This is a genomic window from Hanstruepera sp. CR43, from assembly GCF_055227665.1.
This window is the reverse complement of record NZ_CP200078.1, coordinates 746,202-769,430: the sequence shown is the minus strand read 5'-3', so window position 1 is coordinate 769,430 and position 23,229 is coordinate 746,202. Positions and strand designations below refer to the sequence as shown.

General features: G+C 37.7%; 24 protein-coding genes. 13 read left to right on the top strand and 11 right to left on the bottom strand.

Annotated elements, in window-relative coordinates; translation table 11 throughout:
* The first annotated feature begins 2 nt into the window (after positions 1-2).
* Positions 3-644 (top strand): NUDIX hydrolase, encoded by a 642-nt coding sequence (locus ACKXGU_RS03280; protein ID WP_463466645.1) that lies wholly within the window; start codon positions 3-5, stop codon positions 642-644.
* Positions 645-694: 50 nt separating this feature from the next.
* Positions 695-1,510: a lysophospholipid acyltransferase family protein gene (locus tag ACKXGU_RS03275; protein ID WP_463466644.1), complete on the top strand. Its 816-nt coding sequence runs from the start codon at positions 695-697 to the stop codon at positions 1,508-1,510.
* Between the two features lies 1 nt (position 1,511).
* Here ACKXGU_RS03275 and ACKXGU_RS03270 read toward each other — a convergent pair whose 3' ends face one another.
* Positions 1,512-2,153: a hypothetical protein gene (locus ACKXGU_RS03270; RefSeq protein ID WP_463466643.1), complete on the bottom strand. Its 642-nt coding sequence runs from the start codon at positions 2,151-2,153 to the stop codon at positions 1,512-1,514.
* Positions 2,154-2,157: 4 nt separating this feature from the next.
* On the bottom strand, positions 2,158-2,652 hold the full coding sequence (locus ACKXGU_RS03265; RefSeq protein ID WP_103052904.1) for an RNA polymerase sigma factor: 495 nt from the start codon (positions 2,650-2,652) through the stop codon (positions 2,158-2,160).
* A gap of 128 nt (positions 2,653-2,780) precedes the next feature.
* Here ACKXGU_RS03265 and ACKXGU_RS03260 point away from each other — a divergent pair, with 128 nt between their 5' ends.
* The gene (locus ACKXGU_RS03260) at positions 2,781-4,058 is read left to right on the top strand and encodes an NAD(P)/FAD-dependent oxidoreductase (RefSeq protein ID WP_463466642.1); all 1,278 of its coding nucleotides are present in this window, start codon (positions 2,781-2,783) and stop codon (positions 4,056-4,058) included.
* Between the two features lie 65 nt (positions 4,059-4,123).
* On the opposite strand, the gene ACKXGU_RS03255 is transcribed toward ACKXGU_RS03260, so the two are convergent.
* Complete coding sequence (locus ACKXGU_RS03255; protein WP_463466641.1) at positions 4,124-4,786, bottom strand: lysoplasmalogenase; 663 nt, start codon at positions 4,784-4,786, stop codon at positions 4,124-4,126.
* A gap of 136 nt (positions 4,787-4,922) precedes the next feature.
* Here ACKXGU_RS03255 and ACKXGU_RS03250 point away from each other — a divergent pair, with 136 nt between their 5' ends.
* Positions 4,923-7,076: a TonB-dependent receptor gene (locus tag ACKXGU_RS03250; protein ID WP_463466640.1), complete on the top strand. Its 2,154-nt coding sequence runs from the start codon at positions 4,923-4,925 to the stop codon at positions 7,074-7,076.
* Here the strand turns inward: ACKXGU_RS03250 and ACKXGU_RS03245 are convergent.
* The 7 genes from ACKXGU_RS03245 to ACKXGU_RS03215 all read right to left on the bottom strand — a co-directional run bounded on the left by ACKXGU_RS03245 (position 7,071) and on the right by ACKXGU_RS03215 (position 14,640).
* Positions 7,071-7,814 (bottom strand): sulfite exporter TauE/SafE family protein, encoded by a 744-nt coding sequence (locus tag ACKXGU_RS03245; protein ID WP_463466639.1) that lies wholly within the window; start codon positions 7,812-7,814, stop codon positions 7,071-7,073. The genes ACKXGU_RS03250 and ACKXGU_RS03245 overlap by 6 nt on opposite strands.
* A 93-nt stretch (positions 7,815-7,907) precedes the next feature.
* Positions 7,908-9,575, bottom strand: coding sequence for a formate--tetrahydrofolate ligase (locus ACKXGU_RS03240; protein ID WP_463466638.1), 1,668 nt, complete (start codon positions 9,573-9,575; stop codon positions 7,908-7,910).
* Between the two features lie 286 nt (positions 9,576-9,861).
* Entirely contained in the window at positions 9,862-11,931 is a 2,070-nt protein-coding gene (locus ACKXGU_RS03235; RefSeq protein ID WP_463466637.1) for a prolyl oligopeptidase family serine peptidase, read from the bottom strand.
* A gap of 95 nt (positions 11,932-12,026) precedes the next feature.
* On the bottom strand, positions 12,027-12,464 hold the full coding sequence (locus tag ACKXGU_RS03230; RefSeq protein WP_463466636.1) for a hypothetical protein: 438 nt from the start codon (positions 12,462-12,464) through the stop codon (positions 12,027-12,029).
* 18 nt (positions 12,465-12,482) lie between these two features.
* Positions 12,483-13,700: an alpha/beta hydrolase-fold protein gene (locus tag ACKXGU_RS03225; RefSeq protein ID WP_463466635.1), complete on the bottom strand. Its 1,218-nt coding sequence runs from the start codon at positions 13,698-13,700 to the stop codon at positions 12,483-12,485.
* 57 nt (positions 13,701-13,757) lie between these two features.
* On the bottom strand, positions 13,758-14,093 hold the full coding sequence (locus ACKXGU_RS03220) for an antibiotic biosynthesis monooxygenase (RefSeq protein ID WP_463466634.1): 336 nt from the start codon (positions 14,091-14,093) through the stop codon (positions 13,758-13,760).
* A gap of 109 nt (positions 14,094-14,202) precedes the next feature.
* Entirely contained in the window at positions 14,203-14,640 is a 438-nt protein-coding gene (locus ACKXGU_RS03215) for a hypothetical protein (protein WP_463466633.1), read from the bottom strand.
* A gap of 291 nt (positions 14,641-14,931) precedes the next feature.
* Between ACKXGU_RS03215 and ACKXGU_RS03210 the strand changes: the two genes are divergently transcribed.
* The 6 genes from ACKXGU_RS03210 to ACKXGU_RS03185 all read left to right on the top strand — a co-directional run bounded on the left by ACKXGU_RS03210 (position 14,932) and on the right by ACKXGU_RS03185 (position 19,292).
* Complete coding sequence (locus tag ACKXGU_RS03210; protein ID WP_463466632.1) at positions 14,932-15,657, top strand: energy transducer TonB; 726 nt, start codon at positions 14,932-14,934, stop codon at positions 15,655-15,657.
* Between the two features lie 175 nt (positions 15,658-15,832).
* Positions 15,833-16,453, top strand: a complete 621-nt coding sequence (locus tag ACKXGU_RS03205) for a tetratricopeptide repeat protein (RefSeq protein ID WP_463466631.1) — start codon at positions 15,833-15,835, stop codon at positions 16,451-16,453.
* A gap of 21 nt (positions 16,454-16,474) precedes the next feature.
* The gene (locus tag ACKXGU_RS03200) at positions 16,475-17,806 is read left to right on the top strand and encodes a 2TM domain-containing protein (protein WP_463466630.1); all 1,332 of its coding nucleotides are present in this window, start codon (positions 16,475-16,477) and stop codon (positions 17,804-17,806) included.
* A complete protein-coding gene (locus tag ACKXGU_RS03195) occupies positions 17,806-18,117 on the top strand; it encodes a 2TM domain-containing protein (RefSeq protein WP_463466629.1) in 312 nt (103 codons plus the stop codon). The genes ACKXGU_RS03200 and ACKXGU_RS03195 overlap by 1 nt, the downstream gene beginning before the upstream one ends.
* A 48-nt stretch (positions 18,118-18,165) precedes the next feature.
* Positions 18,166-18,498, top strand: a complete 333-nt coding sequence (locus ACKXGU_RS03190) for a 2TM domain-containing protein (protein WP_463466628.1) — start codon at positions 18,166-18,168, stop codon at positions 18,496-18,498.
* Positions 18,499-18,536: 38 nt separating this feature from the next.
* Positions 18,537-19,292 carry a LytR/AlgR family response regulator transcription factor gene (locus ACKXGU_RS03185; RefSeq protein WP_463466627.1) on the top strand — a complete coding sequence of 252 codons (756 nt, stop codon included), beginning with the start codon at positions 18,537-18,539 and terminating at the stop codon, positions 19,290-19,292.
* 2 nt (positions 19,293-19,294) lie between these two features.
* Here the strand turns inward: ACKXGU_RS03185 and ACKXGU_RS03180 are convergent, their stop codons facing one another.
* The gene (locus ACKXGU_RS03180) at positions 19,295-20,467 is read right to left on the bottom strand and encodes an LETM1-related biofilm-associated protein (RefSeq protein WP_463466626.1); all 1,173 of its coding nucleotides are present in this window, start codon (positions 20,465-20,467) and stop codon (positions 19,295-19,297) included.
* A gap of 145 nt (positions 20,468-20,612) precedes the next feature.
* On the opposite strand from ACKXGU_RS03180, the gene ACKXGU_RS03175 reads away from it, so the two are divergent.
* The 3 genes from ACKXGU_RS03175 (at position 20,613) to ACKXGU_RS03165 (ending at position 23,218) form a co-directional block, all read left to right on the top strand.
* The gene (locus tag ACKXGU_RS03175) at positions 20,613-21,260 is read left to right on the top strand and encodes a DUF4331 family protein (RefSeq protein WP_463466625.1); all 648 of its coding nucleotides are present in this window, start codon (positions 20,613-20,615) and stop codon (positions 21,258-21,260) included.
* A gap of 21 nt (positions 21,261-21,281) precedes the next feature.
* Complete coding sequence (locus tag ACKXGU_RS03170; RefSeq protein ID WP_463466624.1) at positions 21,282-21,857, top strand: DUF4331 family protein; 576 nt, start codon at positions 21,282-21,284, stop codon at positions 21,855-21,857.
* 62 nt (positions 21,858-21,919) lie between these two features.
* Entirely contained in the window at positions 21,920-23,218 is a 1,299-nt protein-coding gene (locus tag ACKXGU_RS03165; protein WP_463466623.1) for a tetratricopeptide repeat protein, read from the top strand.
* The last annotated feature ends 11 nt before the right edge of the window (positions 23,219-23,229 follow it).

Here is a 23,229-nt window from a genome sequence, read left to right as displayed (position 1 = left end):
AGATGGATTTCAAGGAGTTTTTAAGTTCAGTCTCAAAAATAGAAAATATCCCGCTACCAGCAGAAGCATCACAGTTTAAAATGTCGCCGCCATTTCGTGAGAAACTGCAGGCTTTGCAAAAGCAAAACATGAAACGTGCGAAGCAGGCTGGTGTGATGGCTTTGTTTTACCCAGATAGTGAGCAGTTGACTAAATTGGCCTTAATTCTCCGTAAAACCTACAAAGGTGTCCATTCTGCCCAAGTGGGATTTCCTGGTGGCAAGTTGGAGCCTACCGACAAAGACCTCATGGAAGCAGCTATTAGGGAAACCCATGAAGAAATTGGGGTACACCCCAAAGAAATCACAGTTTTGAAGGAATTAACCCGAGTATATATTCCACCCAGTAATTTTTACGTACAGCCTTTTATGGGGTTTGCCAGGCAAACACCGCTGTTTAAAAAACAGGATGAGGAGGTTGAAGACATTCTAGAGGTTTCTTTAATGGATTTTATTGATGATAGAAGTGTGGTAACGAAAAGCGTATCAACATCTTATAAGCTCAACGTTGAGGTTCCGGCCTTTAAATTAAACGATCATATTGTTTGGGGAGCCACGGCTATGATGTTAAGTGAAATAAAAGACTTGTTAAAAGAACTGTTGTAAACTAACAGTTTTATTACATTTGTATTCTCAACTATCAAGGACATTAATGCATGGGATTGTTTAAAAAAAATCCTTTTGGACATATATTATTCATAAAAAAGTGGCTCATCAGAATTCTGGGAGCGGCTACCCACAGGCGGTTTAGAGGATTTAATGAGTTGCAGATTGACGGCTCTGAAATTATTAGAAGTCTGCCAGATAGAAATGTCCTGTTTATTTCCAATCACCAAACTTATTTTGCCGATGTCGTGGCTATGTTCCATGTGTTCAATGCCAGTTTGAGCAATCGTGAGGATTCCATCAAAGGTATTGGTTATTTATGGAATCCAAAGTTGAATATTTATTATGTAGCCGCCAAGGAAACCATGAAAGCTGGGTTGTTGCCCAAGATTTTGGCATATGTAGGGTCTGTTAGTATTGAGCGTACTTGGAGGGCAGAAGGGAAAGATGTGAACCGTCAGGTAAAAATGAGTGATATCTCCAATATTGGTAAGGCACTTAACGATGGTTGGGTAGTGACTTTTCCGCAAGGTACAACCACGCCTTTTAAACCTATTAGAAAAGGGACAGCTCATATTATCAAAAAATACAATCCTATTGTAGTGCCTATTGTTATTGATGGTTTCAGAAGGTCCTTTGATAAAAAAGGGCTGCGTATTAAAAAGAAAAATATTCTGCAATCTATGGAAATAAAAGAACCGTTGCAGATTGATTACAAAAACGAGTCGGTTGCTGAAATTGTAGAAAAAATAGAGTATGCCATTGAGCAGCATCCATCATTCCTGAAAGTTATTCCACAAGAAGAAATTGAAGCTCAAGAAGCACTCAACAAACAAAGGGAATGGCGACCAGAAAAGACCTCATAAATTACACTTCCATTTTTTGAAGTTCCTTGTAATTTTTATTAAGTCTTCCCAGTAAAATACCATAAACCAGCCAGTAGAATAGGAGCAATACGCCAATAGCTATAGCCAGGAATAGCATTGTTGTTAGGATAAACACAGCATAAAACTTAAACATTTCGCCATCGGCTGCTGCTTGTTGTACTTGAGAAATTATTTGTGGGTCCTGTTTGAATTCAATAAATAACACCACAATAACCGATACGATCAAATAGCCTAGATTAAAGGCCACATAATGTTTTACGGTGCGTCGTGTTTTTAGAATATTCTCCATCAAACGTTTGGCGTTATCGGTTACTGAAATGGTACGGTAATTTTTAAAGAATAGGTAGAAAAAATACGCCAAAACAATATAGCCCAGAATCGCTAATGGAATCAATATAGCATCAGCATTGTACTCGTTAAAACGTTCCATGCTCTTGGTGTCCTTAAGAATAAAGGATATACCCACCCAAAAAACAAACTCCAGGATGCTGATAATAAAAATCCACTTTACAATAGATGACGATTTTCTTAAAATCATTTTGTAAAGGTCATTATAAGACAGCTTCGGATAGCGGTCATCCGATTTTTGCCAGTCTTTCTTTAATAAATCTAATTCATCCATAATCTTACGGATTTAGTATGGTTTTTAGTTTGGTTTTCACCCGGTTCATCTTCACTCTGGCATTCACCTCACTGATACCCATAGTTTCACTTATTTCTCGATAGCTCTTATCTTCTAAATATAGGAATACAAGGGCTTTTTCAATGTCGTTTAACTGATGTACCGCTTGATACAGCAATTTTAACTGCTGTTCTTCGGTGTCATCATATTCCTCACTTTTAATTTTAAATTCAAAGGCATCAAAAGCTTCGGTATTAATACGACGTTTCTTTTTTCTGTAAAGCGTAATAGCGGTATTCAATCCTACACGATACATCCAGGTGCTAAATTTAGCTTCACCACGAAACTTGGGATATGCTTTCCAAAGCTGTATGGTTATTTCCTGAAATAAATCGTTGTGAGCATCTTGATTATTGGTATAAAGTCTGCAAACCTTATGTACAATATTTTGATGCTGTTCTAATTGCTCGATAAAACTATGTTCTAATTCTTCGCTCAAATCGGTTGTTTAGTTACTCTATTTGTAGCATTAATATGAAAATGTTACAAGCTTTTGAATTTTTGTTCAAAAATAGTCTTTCAGATTGGGATGTCGTATCTTTGTGATACATTTTTCTTACAAACACGATGAATATTCCCGAGTCTGAATTACCAAGAATGGTCATAGTTGGTGGCGGTTTCGCCGGCATTAATTTGGCTAAAGCACTTAAAAACAAACCAATTCAGGTTGTTCTCATTGACAAACATAATTATCACACCTTTCAACCCCTGTTATATCAGGTGTCCAGTTCGGGTTTAGAGCCCGATTCCATTGCCTATCCGCTTCGGAAAATTATAAAAAAATCGAGAAATATTTTTTTTAGGTTAGCGGAAGTTCAGGAGATCAAACCAGATAAAAGCGAAATTCAAACCTCCATCGGTAATCTGGCCTATGACTATTTGGTGGTGGCTACAGGTACCAAAACCAATTTTTTTGGTAATAAGGATGTGGAGGCTAATAGTATGTCTATGAAAACCGTGCCACAGGCTTTGAATATTCGCAGTTTGATTTTGCAAAACCTTGAAAAGGCTACGATTGCTAAAAGTGATGAAGACCGTAAGGCTTTTTTAAACTTTGTCATAGTAGGAGGTGGACCAACAGGAGTAGAACTGGCAGGTGCCATTGCGGAGCTCAAAAATCATATCGTCCCGCGTGATTACAGGGATTTGAACGCCAGCGATATGCAAATTCACTTATTGGAAGGTGCTGATCGATTGTTGCCGCCTATGAGTGCGCATGCCTCCAAAAAAGCTGAAATGTTTCTGAATAAATTGGGTGTTCACGTTCATTGTAATACGTTAGTCAAGGATTATGATGGCAAAACCGTGGAAACCAATTCCGATTTGGAATTAGAGTCCGAAACCCTTATTTGGGCAGCTGGTGTTACCGGAAGTCCCGTTATCGGCTTATCAGCCGATGTGTTAATGGAGCGTTCTAATCGGTACAAGGTTAACGCCTATAGCCAAGTGGATGGTTACCAAAATATTTTTGCTTTGGGAGACATTGCTTACATGGAAACCGAGGCTTATCCAAAGGGTCATCCACAGGTCGCGCAACCAGCCATTCAACAGGGTCAATTATTGGGTAAAAACATCTTAAAATTGATTGCTAAAAAGCCCATGCAAAAATTCAAATATAACGATAAAGGTTCCATGGCTACCATCGGAAGAAATAAGGCCGTTGTCGATTTAAACCGGGTTAAGTTCGCCGGATTTTTTGCGTGGTTCGTTTGGATGTTCATTCACCTGATGGCACTCGTTGGATTTCGAAATCGGGTAGTGGTTTTCTTTAATTGGGTGTATAATTACATCAATTTTGATAAGGCGGCACGCTTAATTATCCGTCCTTTTAATAAAGTAAACTAATAGTTTAATATATTATATTTAAGTAATTGATTATTAATTTTAAAAGTATTAACTATAAATAAAATCTATGGCTGTTTTAGGAGCCCAAAAACGATAAAAAGCTGTGCGGAAGCGTATGTAAACATAATACTTATATTCGAATAAGCCAAAGGCTCATAAAATTTGTTTACAGCCAATAAACTGTCCGAAATTAAAAATAAAATAGCACCCGTTAGCACCAAATTATAGTTTAAAACCCGCACACTACCCTTTCGTAAAAATGCTGAAGTTGCCATAGTTAAAATAACCAGCATGTAAAAAAATACCGGTAAAAGCATCACTCCCAAATGATCCTTTAACACATAAAATAGGGAGCTGCCATAGGCTATCAGAATAGTTAAAAATAGCCAGGGTTTTTTGGCCCGATTTCGAGCTTTTAAAAACACTAAAATATACAATACATGTGCCGTTAAAAACGATACCAATCCAGCAGTAAAAAAATGGGGAGATTGATCAACAAACATCAAAAGGATATCACCTAACAGAGAAAACACCAAAGCACCCAAGGTTAATTTACGAATATGGGCATCTATATGTTGGCTTTGAAACACATAAAACGAAATTAATGAGATTAATAAAGCAGGTTTCGCAAAATAATGGAGTATAGGTACCTCCATTGCCGTGTACATTTCAAAAATGAGCACTAGGCAAAACAATATGGCAAAGAGTCTTTCGGATTTTGTAAGCATAAAAAATGGTTTCTTCTCAAAAATATGCAATTCGTCATAGAAATTTGACGGTTCGGTTCTAATTAGTTTCGCTAAATTTGTTTTGTTCGCACTTTTGCTGTGTCAATTAAAAAATCGAACAGTAAAATCTAACCACATGAAATCACTAACCAACCTTTTCTTTTTATGCTTTGTTTTGATAGGCTATTCCCAAACGACTGTTTCTGGGAAAGTCACCGATTATAAAGGTAATCCCTTGGAAGGCGCCAATGTATATCTCGATGGAACCTATGATGGCGCCACATCACAAGTGGATGGGTCCTTTAGCTTTCAAACCGAAGAAACTGGGCAGCAAATCTTAACGGTTTCCTTTTTAGCCTATGAAACCTATCAACAGGCAGGTGATGTGAAGACATTTACAAATATCACCGTAAAACTCCGTGATGATGTCAATTCGTTGGATACGGTTGTTATTTCAGCGGGAACTTTTGAAGCTGGTGATAACAGTAAGGTCTCGGTATTAAAGCCACTGGATGTGGTCACCACAGCCAGTGCTATGGGCGATTTCGTGGGCGCACTGCAAACATTGCCCGGAACATCAACGGTAGCCGAAGATGGGCGTTTGTTTGTACGAGGTGGTGACGCCAATGAAACCCAGATTTTTATTGATGGTATTAGGGTATTCACACCCTATACACCATCAACCAACAATGTGCCGACTCGAGGTCGCTATTCCCCGTTTTTATTTGATGGTATTACCTTTTCAACGGGTGGTTATTCTGCCGAGTTTGGTCAGGCGTTGTCTAGTGTTTTGTTATTAAACACCATTGAAGAACCGGACCAGGAAAAAACCGATATCGGTATTATGAGTGTAGGTGCCGCTTTGGGGTATACCGAAAAATGGGAGAAAAGTTCCTTGAGTGTCAACGGATCCTACATCAATTTAGCACCTTACATAGCCTTGTTTCCGGATAGAAACGATTGGGATAAGCCTTTTTATGGTGGTTCCGGTGAGGCAGTGTTCAGACGTAAATTCAGTTCCGGAATGCTGAAGTTGTATACAGCATTTGATGCTGGCGGTTTTGCATTGACTCAAGAGGATATTAACTATCCAGAGGGAGTGTACTATAAATTAAACAATAATAACCTCTATTTCAATGGCTCTTATCGTGGGATGTTAACTGATACCTGGTCTATTTTTGGTGGGATGAGTTATACTTATGCTAAAAATGATTTTCAATTTATTTCAGATGATATCAAGGATACCGAAAACTCGGTTCATGCCAAGCTGAAATTAAAACGTCGCTTTAGTAGCCGATTTAAACTGAATTTCGGAGCCGAATACTTTGCAACCGATTTCAATGAGAAATACAAAGGTCAAAGCATAAACACGGTAAGCTATGGTTACAATAATAACATTGCCGCAGCTTTTGCCGAAGCCGATTTTATTTTCTCTAAGAAACTAGCTCTAAAAGCGGGTGTGCGTTCAGAATACAGTGAGATTTTCAAACAACTCACCTTGGCACCACGTGTATCGTTTGCTTATAAAACTGGTCAAAACAGTCAAGTATCATTGGCGTTTGGTAATTTCTACCAAAACCCCAACAGTGCCGTTTTAAAATTTGAGCAGGATTTGGAAGCTGAAAGTACCACGCACTACATTCTGAATTATCAATTAAACGGAGATGGTAAAATCTTCAGGGCAGAGGCTTACTATAAAGATTACAATAATTTGGTTAAGTACGACACCGATTTTGCCAGTTTCAACAGTCAATATAATAACAGAGGTTCGGCTTATGCCACAGGATTAGACTTGTTCTGGCGCGATAATAAAAGCATCAAAAATGTTGACTATTGGATTAGCTATAGCCTGTTGGATACGGAACGTGATTACCAAAATTACCCACAGGCGGCTAGACCCTCTTTTGCCAATACCCATAACCTGTCTGTTGTTGGAAAATATTGGATAAACGACTGGAAAAGTCAATTGGGTATCAGCTATACCTTTGCATCTGGTCGTAGCTATACCGATCCGAATTTAGGTGGCTTTCTCAACCAAAAGACCAAGAACTATAACAGTATCAGTATGAATTGGGCTTATTTAATCACACAGCAAAAAATACTCTACGTATCCGTTAATAACGTGCTTGGCACACAGAATATCAATGGTTACCAATTTGCAAATACACCCGATAGCAATGGGTTTTATGAAAGCAGAGCTTTAAAGCCTGCAGCCGACAGCTTCTTTTTTATTGGCTTTTTCTGGACTATTAGCGAAAATAAAACCGATAACCAGTTGGATAACCTATAGTACTTCGTGTTTAACCACCAGCTGGCCAATGGTTACCAAGCCAATCAGTAGTATTAACACCAAGGATATCACTCGGAATTTTGTTTGAGGAATGTGAGCCAAGATCTTTTTACCTATGTAAGACCCTACGAGTCCAATAACAAATAAAAATGGCACATATTTCATATCATGGCCATGAATGTATCCGTTTTGGTAATAAACAAAAGTTCGTGAAAAGTCAATCATGAAATCAATAAAGGCCGATGTGGCAATAAATACACTCTTTTCTAGATTAAAGGCAGCCATGGTCAGACCCCTAATGGCGCCACCAGTTCCCAATAAGCCGGCTGAAAACCCGGAAAGCGATCCGCCAACAACAGCGTTTTTCTTGTTGGGTAACACAATGATGTTGCTTTTGATTAAAAAGAACAAACTGAAAGCAACCAAAAAGACTCCCAAAATCACTTCCAGATAGGTGCTGTCTAAATACTTGGATAAAAAACCACCAATAATTACAAAAACGACAGATGGGATTCCAATATTAATCAGCAGTTTTTTGTCCAGACCTTTACGGAATAGAAAAATCTTACTCAAATTACTGGACAGGTGAAACAGTGCAGTCAGTCCCAAAACCGAATAAAAATCGAAGTAGAAATTGGCAACGGGCACGAAAAATACCGAGGAGCCAAACCCACCAATGGTACCGACTATTTCGGCAACTAATGCTAATAGTAAAAAGATGTAACTAATGTCTCGCACGGTAAAACTTTAGAGCTTTCAATATAATTATTTTAGCAACAATAGACCGTTGTTAATTTTTTATTTTCGTTAAATATTCTGCTCTAAAATCTTTTAAAACAGGCCACTTATGTCCCCATTTTCATTTATATCAATATGTTCAGCAGCTGGATGAGCGGGCAATCCTGGCATGCGCATAATATCACCTGTAATAGGAATTAAAAACCCGGCACCTGCAGCTATTTCAATTTCTCGTATGGTAATGATAAAATCTTTAGGTCTTCCTAGAAGTTTTGGGTTGTCTGATAAAGATTTTTGAGTTTTAGCTATACAAATGGGTAGGTTGTCTAAACCTAAACTTGATATCTTTCTTAAGTTTGCTTTGGCTTTTAAACTGTAATCCACGTGCTCAGCGCCGTAAATCTCGGTGGCAATGGTTTCTATTTTATCTATAACTGGAGAATTCCATTGATAAAGAGGTTCAAACTGTGATGTCGAGGTGTCAATTATTTTTATGACTTCTTTTGCTAAATCCAATGCACCAGCGCCACCTTTAGCCCAAACGTCGGCTAAAGCCACAGCAACATTTTTTTGTTTTGCAAATGCTTTAATAAGCGCTATTTCCTCTTCGCTATCGGTAGCAAATTTATTAATAGCGATAACGGCAGGTACTTTGAATTTTGAAATGTTTTCCAAATGCTTTTCTAAATTGGGCAACCCATTTTTTAGAGCATCTAAATTAGGTGTGGTTAAATCATTTAAGTCGGCACCACCATGATATTTTAAAGCTCTTATTGTAGCTGTCAATACAACCACTTTTGGTTTTAAGTTGGCACTTTGACATTTAATATCAAAGAATTTTTCAGCACCCAGATCAAATCCAAAACCAGCTTCAGTGACAGTATAGTCTGAATGCGACATACCCATTATTGTAGCTATCACACTATTGGTTCCCTGGGCAATATTGGCAAATGGACCACCATGAATAAGGGCTGGATTTCCTTCTATAGTTTGTACTAAATTTGGTTTGATGGCATCCTTAAGCAAAACTGTCATGGCACCTTCAGCATGCAAGTCGCGTGCATAAATGGGCTGTTTGTCATAGGTGTAACCCACAAAGATGTTCCCTAATCGTTTTTTGAGATCAGTCAGATTCTCGGCTAAACAAAGTATAGCCATAATTTCTGAAGCTGCCGTAATATCAAAACCGGTTTCTCTTGGTACACCAGAAGTGGTGCCACCAAGGCCCACAATAATGCGTCGTAGGGCACGATCGTTAAGATCAACCACCCGTTTCCAGCTAATCGTTCTGGGGTCTAGTTGTAAGGAAGCTGTTTTACTTTGAATGTTGTTATCAATAATGGCAGCTAATAGGTTGTGTGCTTTTTCAATGGCCGAAAAGTCACCTGTAAAATGCAAATTAATATCCTCCATGGGCAATACTTGTGCATAACCACCACCTGTTGCACCGCCTTTTATACCAAAAACGGGACCCAAAGAGGGTTCTCTTAAAACAACCGTGGTCTTTTTATGAAGCTGATTTAATCCTTCTGACAACCCAATAGAGATCGTAGTTTTGCCTTCTCCTGCGGGTGTCGGTGAAATTGCTGAAACCAGTATTAAATGACTATTACTAGCTTTGTTTCTGTCAATATAGGTTAATGGAATTTTGGCTTTATATTGGCCATAGGTCTCAATTCGGTTAGAATCGATTCCTAATTTACTGGCTATTTCAGATATAGGCTCAAGGGTAACGGTTTTGGCAATTTGTAAATCAGTCATAATTATGGTGTTTAAACCATAAATTTACTAGTCATCTACAAATTATTCCATGATATTTATCATGCTTAACCTTAGACAAATTACTGTACGTGATGTTTCATATGTATCCGCATGAAACTATGTTATTATTAACAGGTATTGTCTATTTCAGAACTCTCTCAAATAATCATACTCAAAGGATTGACCAGTTAAAATTGCATTTTATGGCTTAATAATTTGAATGATACCAATTTATTCAACAATTCAAATGAATAGTAAGAATAAGAAATAAATGTTTTCTATAAAATTATTTCAGTTTCATCAGCAAATAGGAGAAGGATAAAGCAGTCGATTTAGCCCGTTGCTCATTGGTTGAAGATCCAGCATGTCCACCTTCGGTATTTTCATAATAGTAAATAGGGTAACCCATAGCCTGCATTTTGGCGGCCATTTTTCGGGCATGCCCTGGATGCACACGGTCATCACGCGTGGAGGTATAGAAAAACACTTCCGGGTATGCCGTATTTGGCTTTAAATTGTGATACGGCGAGTATTTTTTAATGTATGCCCATTCTTCGGGAATATCCGGATTGCCATATTCACCCATCCAGCTGGCACCTGCCAATAGTTTATTGTAGCGTTTCATGTCTAGCAATGGTACTTGACAGACTACAGCATTATATAGGTCAGGACGTTGTGTAAAACCAACACCTACCAATAGGCCACCATTACTGCCACCCATAATACCCAAATGCTCTGGAGAGGTCACCTTTCGGGCAATCAAATCTTCGGCAACACTATGAAAATCATCATACACATTTTGTCTTTTTTCCTTTAAACCAGCCTGATGCCATTTAGGGCCGTATTCGCCACCACCACGGATATTGGCCAGCACAAATACACCACCATTTTCCAGCCAGCCTGTTCCAAAACCACCAGAATAAAATGGGGTTGAAGATGATTCAAACCCACCATAGGCATACAGTAGTGTTGGGTTGCTGCTATTGGTTGCCATGTTTTTAGGTGACACAATAAAGTAGGGTATTAACGTGCCGTCTGTAGATTTGGCTTTATGTTGGTTCACCTCATATTGACTACCGTCAAAAAATGCGGGTAACGATTTGAAAGCCTTATACGTATTATCTTGGGCATTCGCACTGTAAAGTGTTTCTGGAGTTAAAAAGTTTTCAAACTGAAAGTAATAATCATCTGTAAGCTCATTAGTGTTTACTACCGAAAGGGACCCGAAATCAGGCGCATTTACTGGTTTGTTGTGCCAGTGTTTACCATCAAAAGTATAGATGTATAACTTACTGATAACATGGTTGAGCACATTGAGTATTAATGTGTTTTTGGTGGTTGACATACCAGACACACTCGAAAATGCATCTGGTTGGTACACCCGGTTAATAGTATGTTTGCCCTTCAATAAATCAGTCATATTCAAGCTGATAATAGCGCCTTGCTTATAAGTGGTATCATTCACTGTCCAGTCAGATTTTAGACTCATAAGCATTTGATTCTTTAAAATACCACTGGGTGCGGCATCTTCAGGAATATCCAAGGTAACCAATTGGTTATTGTGCCACACTTTCATGCTTCGAGTATAAAAGGTCACCGCTTGATAAACCGCTATATATTTTTTATCACCATCCCGAATAACAGCTGGCCATGAGCCTACATTACTTGTGTTACCTTCATGAATCAATTTGGCGTCCTTTAAATCTGTGCCACGGGTCCATAATTTTACCTGATTAGGGTAACCCGAAGTGGTCATAGTATTCTCGCCAAAATCCGAAGCAACAATCAAGGTGTTTTCATCCACATAAGAGGCACCACCTTTAGATTCCGGAATGTAAAATCCATTAGTTATAAACTGCTTGGTTGTGGCATCAAACTCTTTGGTTTCAATAGCATCGCCACCACCATTACTCAATTGTATTAAAAATCGGTTATAGTCAGGGTATAGACCCGAAGCGCCTTTAAATACCCATTTTTTTCCATCAGCAGCCGATAGCGCATCAATATCCAGAACCGTTTCCCATTGTGGGTTACCGGTTTTATAGTTGGCTTGGGTCGTACGACGCCAAATACCACGCACATGGTCTTTGTCTTTCCAAAAATTGTATACATAATTACCGTAGGTGGTTGGGTAGGCAATGCGGTCCGTCGAGTTGTAAATGGCCAGGGCCTGATCATAAATATCTTGGTAATACGGTGTACTGGTCAGCTTGTCAACTGTTTTTTGGTTTTCTTCAGCCACAAAGGCAAGAGCTTTGTTGCCATCAACCTCTTCAAGCCATAAATAAGGGTCCTCCTGTGCTGTTATATGCATACTTAAACATAAAAAGATTCCGGAAAGTAATAATGATTTCATAGTGTGCTGGTTTTTAGTGGATTTTAAAGATACAAATAATAGGGTTAGACTGCAGTAAAAATAACAGAAGATGTTATTGGGTGATGTATTTTTAATTATCTGAATTTTCTTTTAAGTAAAAAGTGACGTTTGCAATCAATGTCATTTTGGTAGTAATTTATTTTAAAATCGTCATGGGTAAATTCCAATCGCCAATCAATAGCGGTATAAAACAAAATGGAAAATAAAGACCAAATTATAATGAGCCAGCCAAATAGCCTAATAAAAATTCTTGTGATATTATTTTTAAACTTGTTTAAAATGAAAACAACACTACTTATTATAATCGCCCAAAATATGAGATTACCTAAAAAGCCTATCAAATAAATGTCACCTGACATACTGAAAATCCATGATGAATTGGTTTGTTGCACAAAAGGAAAACCATAAAATTGAGGTCCATGTTCAGGATAATCGCAGATGTATTCAAAAGTCAAAAATTCATCAGTAATAAATCCAAGTGCGGCTATTATTGAGAATATAGTTTTTTTCAAAATAATATAGACTTGTTATTATTTAGGTTTTTTTAGAGCTTCTATCTCTTTCAGGTAATTTAGTCTGTCAGTTTCCGAGACGGAAGGGTCCTGATTTATAAGTTCAATAGCCTTGTTAAGATATTGTTCTCCTGTTTCAAACTTTTTGAGAGTCATATATATTTCTCCTACCCAACCATGGTAATCAAAACTATTGGGATACTTTTCTAGAGCTTTTAACAGAATTTCAAGACAAAAATGGAGATGTTTGTCTCCGTATAAACCGTCATAGTCATTGTAATACATCGAAGCAATACTGTTGAAGAATAATTCTTCAGGTTCGATTTTAAATCCAAAATCAGACGATAATGATGCATACAATTCCATAAAATCTTGCCATGGCACGTTATTCGGGAATTTCCTGGCAATCTCAAAGCATAAGTCTATCCGTCTACCATATTCTTTAAAAATGTCACTTAATGCGCGCCCTACTGTTACACCTGGTGTGAGATCATGTGCTACTGGATTTTTGAAGTATTGCCATTGGAAATTCTTTGGCAATTTTTTCGAAATTAAATACGCATTTAAAGTATCTACGGCCGACTCATGTAAGTCGCCATAAGCTGTTTTGCCTACAGAAAAATAGTAATAGTACTGCTGTGAGCTAGAAGCAATCTTATTCAAAAAAATCTCAAATTGTTCCTGCTGCAAATCATCACCAAAGTCAAAATTAGAAACACTACTGGCTACGGCACCATTGAAAAATTCGGGGCGTTTTGATAGGGCATACGACGAAAAAATGGCTGTGCGCGAATGTCCAATCAATAAATTAAAGTTTGCAATTGGGTATTGTTTCTTTAATTCATCATGCAAGTCGTTTTCTATAAACAACAGCAAATCATCTGCTTGGCCACGTGTGGCATTGGGATTGGTCCAAGACGTTCTGCTTTTAAAAGGAAACGTGATACCGACTACGACGGCTTTGGGCATCCAGTTTAATGAACTTAAATAGTCAATAGTGTTCAGGTTGTATCGGTAATTGCTCTGTAGCTGTCTGTCCAGTAAGTAAATGACGGGATAGGCCGTATGGGTTTCGAGGATCCGTTCCTTTGGGATGGTTATCTCCAGACTTACAGAGTCTTTTAAAGCTTCCGAATACAAACTAATTTCTATGGGTTTTTCGTAAGTGGCTAAATCTTGGGCTTTTACAACCCAAGTCGTTAGAAATAATAGAAAATAGATATAATAGGGTTTCATGGATGGATTTAATTGAATTATGAGTGAAATGGATTATCGTCGTTTTGGCAATTGTTTTTATTTCAATATCAGTTCTTCTTTCAACGTAAAATGTTCAGCCCTTTTATCATATCTCGATAAGATACGTTTAGCATTGTCTGGTATATAAGCTTGCTCATAGTCTTCTCCTGCAAACTCTTTAACAGAATCCAGTGAATCAAATTGAAGTACAAGAAAAAATTCCATCTCATCATTTTTTACCATCGTGGAAATACTAACTTTTTCCAATCCTTCAACACCCTTTCTTTTTACTGTTGGAAATACCTCATTAATGAGCATATCTTCATAAATCGTTGCATTTTCTAAAGTTGTCCAACCTTTCCAAGTTCTGATAATTTTATGATTTATATTCATGATATGGCTGTTTTTTACAGCAGTTTTTATTGATAAACTAATTCACTTGACTTAAATATTTCGACCCATTCATTTACAAAATCGTCACTCAATTGCTTTTCTTTTACGGCTACAAAATTTGAATAAAGCGAAGATTCCCCTTGTATGATATAATATAATTGAGATTCAGGGTTTTGTCATTTGTAAATCTTGGTGATTCAATTTTAAAGATAGCCCAGTGATTTTGATCCGTTTCGTTTTTCTCAATAACTGTTAATTTTGCTTTTGGTGCAGTAGATTTGGTTTGGTCAAACATTAAATTTATGGCAACGTCCATAGGAACGTTTTTTGCGCCTTTGATGGACATCATGGTCCCAATTATCGTCCAATTGTCTAAACTTTCATTGCCTGGTACTAATTCCATAAAATGCATTTGATCGGTTTCTTGGTTTGAGCCAATTTTCCACTCATATTTTTCTGGCCAGTTGAACTTTAAATTTTCGATTTTGTTTTGTCCCAAAACATTTAGTGAAATAGATAAAGTGAGAAATAAAATTAGATTTTTCATTTTTAATTTGTTGTTAATATGTAAAACATTTGTGTGATAATCATCCACTAGTCCAAATCTAATCATTTTAAAATACTTTTAATCATGCTACCCAAGTATAGTCTTTTTTACAAATTTTAGGTCATGTCTTTTTTGAGATAAGCCCTATATTAGTCGTGTCAAAGGTATGGTAGTCCCACTTCACAGGTCTGGGATAAACACGCAAGCCTTATTTCCCAGTTTTAAAACTGATATTTGTCATAGTTTTTGGCTTTCATACTGCCTAACTTCATAGGTATAAAACGGAGTATTATGGAAGTCAAAAAAAATCCCAGTTTAGAAATAGGCCGCAATAGCGGTATTTACTTTGCTATCGGTCTCAATATCATGTTGTTTTTTACCTGGCAAGGCTTGGAATACCGAACCTTCGATACGGAGATTACCTCCCAGGATATTTTAGCTATGGCCGATGAAGTCGATGAAGATATTCCCATTACAAATATTGATGCACCGCCACCACCACCGCCACCACCTGCTGCAGCCACACCTGATGTTATTACTATTGTTGAAGACACCGAGGAGATTGAGGAAACGGTAATCGAAAGTTCCGAAACCAATCAGGAGGATGAAATAGCCGATCCCGTTGAGGTCGAAGAAGTGGAAGTGGTTGAAGTGGAAGAGGAGGTTGTCGTACCCTTTGCCGTTGTAGAAAAAGTACCCATATTCCCAGGCTGTACTGGAAACAATGCCCAATTGAGCGCCTGTTTTAATAAAAAGATGCAGGAACATATTAGTAAAAACTTCCGTTATCCTGAAAACGCTTTGGAAATGGGTGTTTACGGAAAAGTATTTGTGCTGTTCTCCATTGATGCCAATGGACATGTTTCCAATATAAAGTCTCGTGGACCCGATACTATTTTGGAAAAAGAAGCCGAGCGTATCATAAACTTATTACCTGTTATGGAGCCTGGCAAGCAACGAGGCAAGCCAGTAAAAGTGCCTTACAGTATCCCAATAAATTTTATAATTAAGCAGTAACACTGTGCTATTAATCGTTCTATAAACTAAAGCCATGTCCAAGTAATTGGATGTGGCTTTACAATTCATCATAAAAAAATAACAGTTCAGTTATTTCCATTTTCGTTGGCTTTGGTTTATATTGATATTTGTACCGTTAATCAATTACGAACGGTAAAACACTAAAACCATCATTATGAAAAAACTACTATGTATTGCGTTCACCTTTGTGCTGGTCGGTATGCAGGCACAAACCCCTTTTGAAAAGGGTATGACCCGAGCATTTTCGCTTTGGGAATCGGGTGATATGTCTGGTGCCGAACAACTGTTTGAGCGAATCGCTAAAGCAGAACCAAACGAGTGGCTGCCCAATTATTACGTGGCACAAATCAACAGTTTAAAAAGTTGGGAAGAAAAGGACATCAATGTGTTAACGGCTCAACTAAACAAAGCCCAGGAATACATTGATGTGGCCAAAAGCATCAGTCCGGACAATCCAGAGATTATGGTCATGCAGGCACATGTTTACACCAACTGGGTAGCCTATGATGGCGCAACCTACGGCATGAAGTACGGTGCTTTAGTTTCGGGTATTTATGAAAAGGCTTATGAACTAGCACCTCAAAATCCACGTGTGGTGTCCAGTAGAGCCGAATGGGGTATGGGTAGTGCACGTTATTTCGGAACGGACATCGCACCCTATTGTGAAGCCATAAAAAAATCGGTGGAACTATTTGATGCCTTTGAGCCCGAAACACCATTTTCGCCAAACTGGGGAAAAGAGCGCGCAAATCAGGTAGCGGCAGAGTGTCAATAAGCATAACCATTATAATCAACTATGAATAAGCACGTCAAAAATATATTTATCACTTTTTTTATTGGAATAGGTGTGTTTATTATTGGAAGCTTTATTGAAGATGGTTTTCAGTTTGAGAACGCCAAAGATTTTGCGATAGAATTCACTTTTTATCAGATTTATGCCTTTGTGTTAGGCTATTCCAATATGTATTATTTTAACTTTTTGAGTTCTCGAAACTGGAAAAAGTCGGAGGGAATTAAACGGGTAATTATAGGAATTGTTGGTTCGGTCATTATAACCTTATTAGGGTTGTTTATAATCCGAATGCTCACATCAATGTATTACTTTGGAAATACATATGAGCAGTTTATCACGCATGAAGAACCGAGAGCTTACTATTTTGGTCTTTGGATTACCTTGAGTATCGTCGTGGTGTTTCACATCATTTACTTTTATAACAAATACCAACAAAACCGAATCAAGGAGCAACAGGTTATTGCGGGTACGGCCAGTGCTAAGTTTGATGCCCTAAAAAATCAATTGGATCCGCATTTTTTGTTCAATAGTTTGAATGTTTTAACAAGCCTTATTGATGAAAACCCGGAAAATGCCCAACGGTTTACAACGGCCTTGTCAAAAGTATACCGTTATGTGCTGGAGCAAAAAAACAAGGATTTGGTAACCGTAGATGAGGAACTGGATTTTGCCCGAACTTATATGATGCTGTTAAAAATGCGATTTGAAGACAGCATTGTGTTTGATATCCCAGAACGGGCTTCAAACCCTGAAAGTAAGGTGGTGCCTTTATCGTTACAGTTATTATTGGAAAACGCGGTCAAGCACAATATGGTCACCACCAGTAAACCTTTACATATAAAAATTTATGAGGAAGCTGGTGATCTTATTGTAGAAAACAATTTTCAACCGAAACAAATTGTCAAAAAGAGCAGTGGTGTTGGTTTGAGTAATATTATGCAACGCTACCAACTATTGACTAATAGAAAAGTAAACATCAATCAACAAGCAAAAAGTTTTGCAGTAGCAATACCCATGCTTACAAAACAAATCACAATTATGGAATCAAATTATTCAAACAGTCAAGAGGAAGCCTATTATAAGGCCAAGAAACGTGTAGAGGAAATCAAAGGTTTCTATGGAAACATTATTTCTTACATGGTTGTCATCCCGTTTTTAATATTCATAAACTATAGAACGTCATGGGAATTTCAATGGTTTTGGTTTCCAGCATTAGGCTGGGGCATGGGTATTGTGTTTCATGCCTTTGGTGTCTTTGGATACGGCAAAGACTGGGAAGAGCGTAAGATTAAGGAAATTATGGAGAAGGAGAATCAAAATAAAAACTGGAACTAATGGAACTGAATTTCGAAGAACAAAAACGATTGGAACGTGCTAAAAGCCGAGTCAAAAAAATAAAGGGATTCTATTCGCACTTACTGGTGTATGTGGTTATAAACATTATGATTGTAATTATCAATATCAATAATTTAGAGCCAGGCGAATCGTACTTTCAGTATAAAAACTTCTTTACTCTGTTTTTCTGGGGTCTGGGTTTAGCAGTACATGGTCTCTCGGTTTTTCTTCCCAACATGATTTTGGGCAGAAACTGGGAAGAACGCAAGATCAAGGAGATTATGGAACGAGAAAAAAAGGGCTGGAATTAATCAAACCATATTTTGAAAAATAAGAAGCATTGAATAAAAAATTAAATAATGAAATCATTATCTAAAGATAGAAGTATATCATATCATAGAGCCGTAAAAAAGGCCAAACAAATTAAAGGGTTTTACGTGCATTTATTTTTGTTTTTGCTGGTAAACATAACCTGGTTTATAGTAATGGCCTTATTTGACCTTTTACATGCATACTCACTATACGGTTTTTGGGGTATGGGATATGGTCACGTTTCGATGGCTATTTTTTGGGGACTTGGTCTCTTACTTCATGGTGTTTTAGTATTTGGTGGAAACTGGCCATTTTCGAAAAAATGGGAACAACGTAAGGTTCAGGAAATCATGGACAAGGACAGGCAATTGTGGGAATAGCCAACTAATTGAATTAAAATTGAAAATTAACAACACACATGAACGTAATTATCATTGAAGACGAAAAACCATCAGCAAGGCGCTTACAACGTATGCTGGATAAATTAGGTGTTCAGGCAGAGACTATGCTGCACTCGGTTGAAGAATCGATTGCATGGTTCCAGAATCATGGACATCCCGATTTGATATTTTTAGATATCCAATTGAGTGATGGTTTATCGTTTGAGATTTTTGAAGCAGTCGATGTAAAATCGGCCATTATTTTTACGACAGCCTATGATGAGTATGCCTTACAAGCGTTTAAGCTCAACAGCATAGACTACCTTTTGAAACCCATTGATGAAGATGAACTGGGGGAAGCTATTCATAAATATCAGGAAAACCAACCTCAAAAGCAACGCGTGACTTTGGATTTTGATGATATTAAAAAACTATTGGTAAACCCATTGGAACGTGAGTATAAAAAGCGCTTTTCCGTTAAAGTTGGGCAGCATTTGAAGCTGATAAACATTGATGAAATTGAATGTTTCTACAGTGAGAACAAAGGAACTTATCTCTATACCACAGATGGTAGAAACTATTTACTGGACACAACTTTAGAACACTTGGAAGACGAACTTGAACCGCAGACCTTTTTTAGAATCAGTCGTAAGTTTTTTGTGAATATCCACGCAATTAAGGATATGGTAAGCTATACCAATTCCCGTTTACAGATCAAGTTGAACCATTTCAATGAACAGGAGGTTATCGTAGCCAGAGAACGGGTTAAGGATTTTAAGAATTGGTTGGAGTAAGTCTATTCTTCAATCCGATTATCATCAAAAGCCGAAGGCAATAATTTCGGAATAAACTTTATAACCAACGGCAATAGCAAAGCACCACCAGGTAACATGAAAATGGCTAAACTTGGAATAGATTTAAAAATATCCAATAACTGATCATTGACGCGTTTTTGTTCCTCCTCACTTAAATCACGCACTGTCGACTGGGTCAGTAATTTCATCAGCTCCTTGCTTTCTCGAAGTTCATTCAGGAGGCGTTTGCTGTTTCGGGAGATGAGTTTATGCACCATTTTACTGGAATTATCGTAAAATGTTTTTACGATATTTTTGGAACTCAATAAGGCAATTTTGTTCTTATGCGTTTTATAAAATACATTAATGGCTTCCATAGCCGATTCTATAACTGGACTGTCCAGATTCAAATCAGCACCCAGTTCATTTAAAAACTTCTTTTCTTTATGGTCAATTACCGAGTCGCCCCAAGTAGCCATACAGGAAATATCAACCATATAATAGGCTTCTTCAGGTGTCTTAATGTTTCCAAGAGCTTCATCGTAAGTCAATTTGTGAGTCTTCTGGTAGCGTAATGATTGTTCAAATAGGTCAATGAGACTATGGTCATAATCACTTTTGGTGATTTTAGCGTTTAGGGCCTTAATAACAAAAGCTTCAATGGAAGCTTCCAGATTTTGGATATAGGTCTCCGAAATACTATTGGTCTTAAGGAATACCTGATAAGCCAGAATATCACTGTATAAAAGGGCGTTGGTTATAAAGTAATTGAAACTTTTATCAATGATGTTGTCATCAATTTGAATGCGCTTGTGGATGATTTTTTCCAGAAGACCATGCGATTTTTTCTCACCCAGCAATTCGGAAAAAAAAGAGGTTTTATGCGCGTTAATTCGGGTGTAAAAATCAATAACACTATCAGCAAAGTGGCCCTCATTGTCTGAAGTCAGGTGTGTGTAATAAAAAGCTATTAGAAAATTGACTTTGCAAATTTCTTCGTTGGTAAAATCATGGTTTTCAACCAAGTCATCAATAACCAACACATTGCTACCATAAATAAATCCTGAAGAACGCAGGATTTTATAAAAGGTTAAGTTGTCATAGCCTTTTAGTAACTGGGAAAGGGATTCGCTTTTAAGTAGTTTTTTTATCCAGCCGTTAGCAGATGGATTCATGCCATTAATTTTATGGGGTAAAGATACTTTTTTAATTGAAAAATGAACAGATTTTTAGTGTTATCAAAAAATTTATAAAACCACTTTTCGTGTTTTTCCGTAGGTAGGGTAAAGAGTCAATAATAAATAACTAAAACTCAAAATTATGAAAAACACAAAAATGTATTTGGGAATCGGAATGATAGCCATAATCGGTTTCCTATTAGTTGCTGCAGACCATATTGATGCACCAGCTGTATCTGGAGGTACTAGCGATATCACCGACTTTTATGCTTTCCAAGCTGAAGATACTGATAATGTGGTGTTTGTTGCCAATTTACAAGGATTACTGGCACCTGGATCTACAGATGCCGCAGCGTTTGATGAGAACGTACTCATTGAATTTAACATCGACACCGATCAGGATAATATAGAAGATATGGTTATTCAAGCGATACCTCGTGATGGTAAAATGTATTTTTTTGGACCAGCCGCGCCAAGTAACACAGGATTGAACAGTACTGTTTTAACATCGGCTACACAGTCCAGCGTGGATATTTCTACCAGAACAACACCCTCTATGAGTGAAAATGCTGGCATGAAGTTTTTTGCAGGCCCACGTGATGATCCGTTTTTTATGGACTTCGCACAATACAGTGATATTATAGCAGGCAACGCCACAGGGTTCAATAATCCTGGGAGTGACACCTTTGCTGGCACCAACGTACTGTCTATAGTTGTTGAGGTGCCTAAAGCTATGGTAGGAGGTTCGGGAACCGTGAATACCTGGGTAGAATCAAAGAGAAAACAATAATAACCAATAAGACAAAATATTATGAAAACAATCAATATAAAATATTTATTAATGATATGTGTCATGGCGACATTAGGTTTCAGTTGCTCCAATAATGACGATGATTATACACCACCCAACAATGGTGGTGGCAATGAGCTTGATTTTTCAGGAGTTTATGTACAACGAGATCAAATGGGGCGACCTGCCGTAAACACGGTATTCGTTTCCAGTGGTAGTAAAAATATGTTTAACACTACCATACCATCAGAGCAAAATGCCGGATTTCAAACCATGTTTCAAACCAATTTGGAAGCTTTGAGTCCTGCATTTGCTAATCCTGGTGATATGAATGCTCTGGGACAGGATTCCGCAGCTTTCACAACGCTTTTAGCTACTGATGTACTGAATTTATCACTAGATGGAACCACTACTTTTTACGATGGTACCAATGTGTTAACAGGTAGAGCATTAGCAGATGATGTCATTACAGTAGAACTCCTACTGATTTTTGGAGGTGAGGACTTCAGCGAAAATCCAACCTTATCAAATGATAATGTGGATGCCAACGATAAACCGTTCTTAACCTCGTTTCCTTACCTGGCAGCCCCTTGGTAAGGAGTTACAGTCAGGGCATACGTTCTGTATGCTCTGATTTTTTTAACAAAACCCACTAAATTATGAAAACTACAAACTTATATAAACTAGGTGTGCTTGTCTGTTTGCTTTGTTTCATTAGCTGTAACAAGCAACAAGAACAAGTTACGGATGCTAATACTTACAATACATACCTTGAATTAGTTGAGAATGATGCGTTGCTAATGGCTAAAAACGATTTGCTATTTTGGGAAGAAAAGCTAGAAAAAGAACCGAATCAGTTTCCATATCTTGCTAAATTGGCAGCGTGTCATTCTCAATTATTCAATCAGACAGGTGAGATTGCCCATTTAATCGAGGCTGAATCTTATTTAAAGAAAGTAAACGAACGCACCAATTACAATCACGCAGGGTACTTAAGAGCCTTGGCACGAAATTACATTTCGCAACATCGGTTTAATGAAGCGTTAGATTTGTTGGAAAAAGCAGTTGCCAACGGGGAAAACATACAAGCGACTTATAAGATTTTGTTTGATGTGCAATTGGAATTGGGTAATATAGTAGCCGCCAAAACTTATTTAGACAGGATCAAGGACTTGAGTGATTTCGATTATCTAATCAGGTTGTCAAAATGGAGCGACCACGAAGGCAATTTAGACGCCGCCATTAAGTATATGGAAAAAGCCACAGCCATTGCAGAATCCTCTAATATCAGCGATACCAAACAATGGGCTTATACCAATCTGGCCGACTTTTACGGTCATGCCGGGAACATTCAAAAATCCTATGATTATTATCTAAAGGCTTTGGAACTGAATCCTCATGATGCTTATGCCAAAAAAGGCATAGCTTGGATTGTCTTTTCCTATGAACGAGACGCAGAAGAGGCTTTGCGGATTTTAAATTCGGTTACGCAAAGTTATCAAACACCAGATTTATATTTACTGAAGGCCGATATATTGGAATACTTGAACCAAAACAGGGAACAGCAAGCCAATATAAACAATTACTTGGCAATGGTATCCGATGAACAATATGGCACTATGTACAATGCCTATAATGTTGAACTGTATGCAGAAGAAGACGCATCTGTAAATGCAGCTTTAGAGTTAGCCAAACAGGAGATTTCAAATCGACCCACACCACAATCTTACCATCTATTGGCCTGGGCTTTTTACAAACAAGGAAACGTTAAAAAGGCGTTAACCATTATGGAGGATTTTGTGGTTGGTTATACTTTTGAACCACTTGCTATGTACCACTTGGCAGTAATTTATAAAGCCAATGGTATGGAGGACAAAGCCAAGGCATTGAAACCAGATTTAGAATCCAGTATCTATGAGTTGGGTCCTTTGCTGGAGCGAGATATCAAAAACATATAATCAACCTAAAA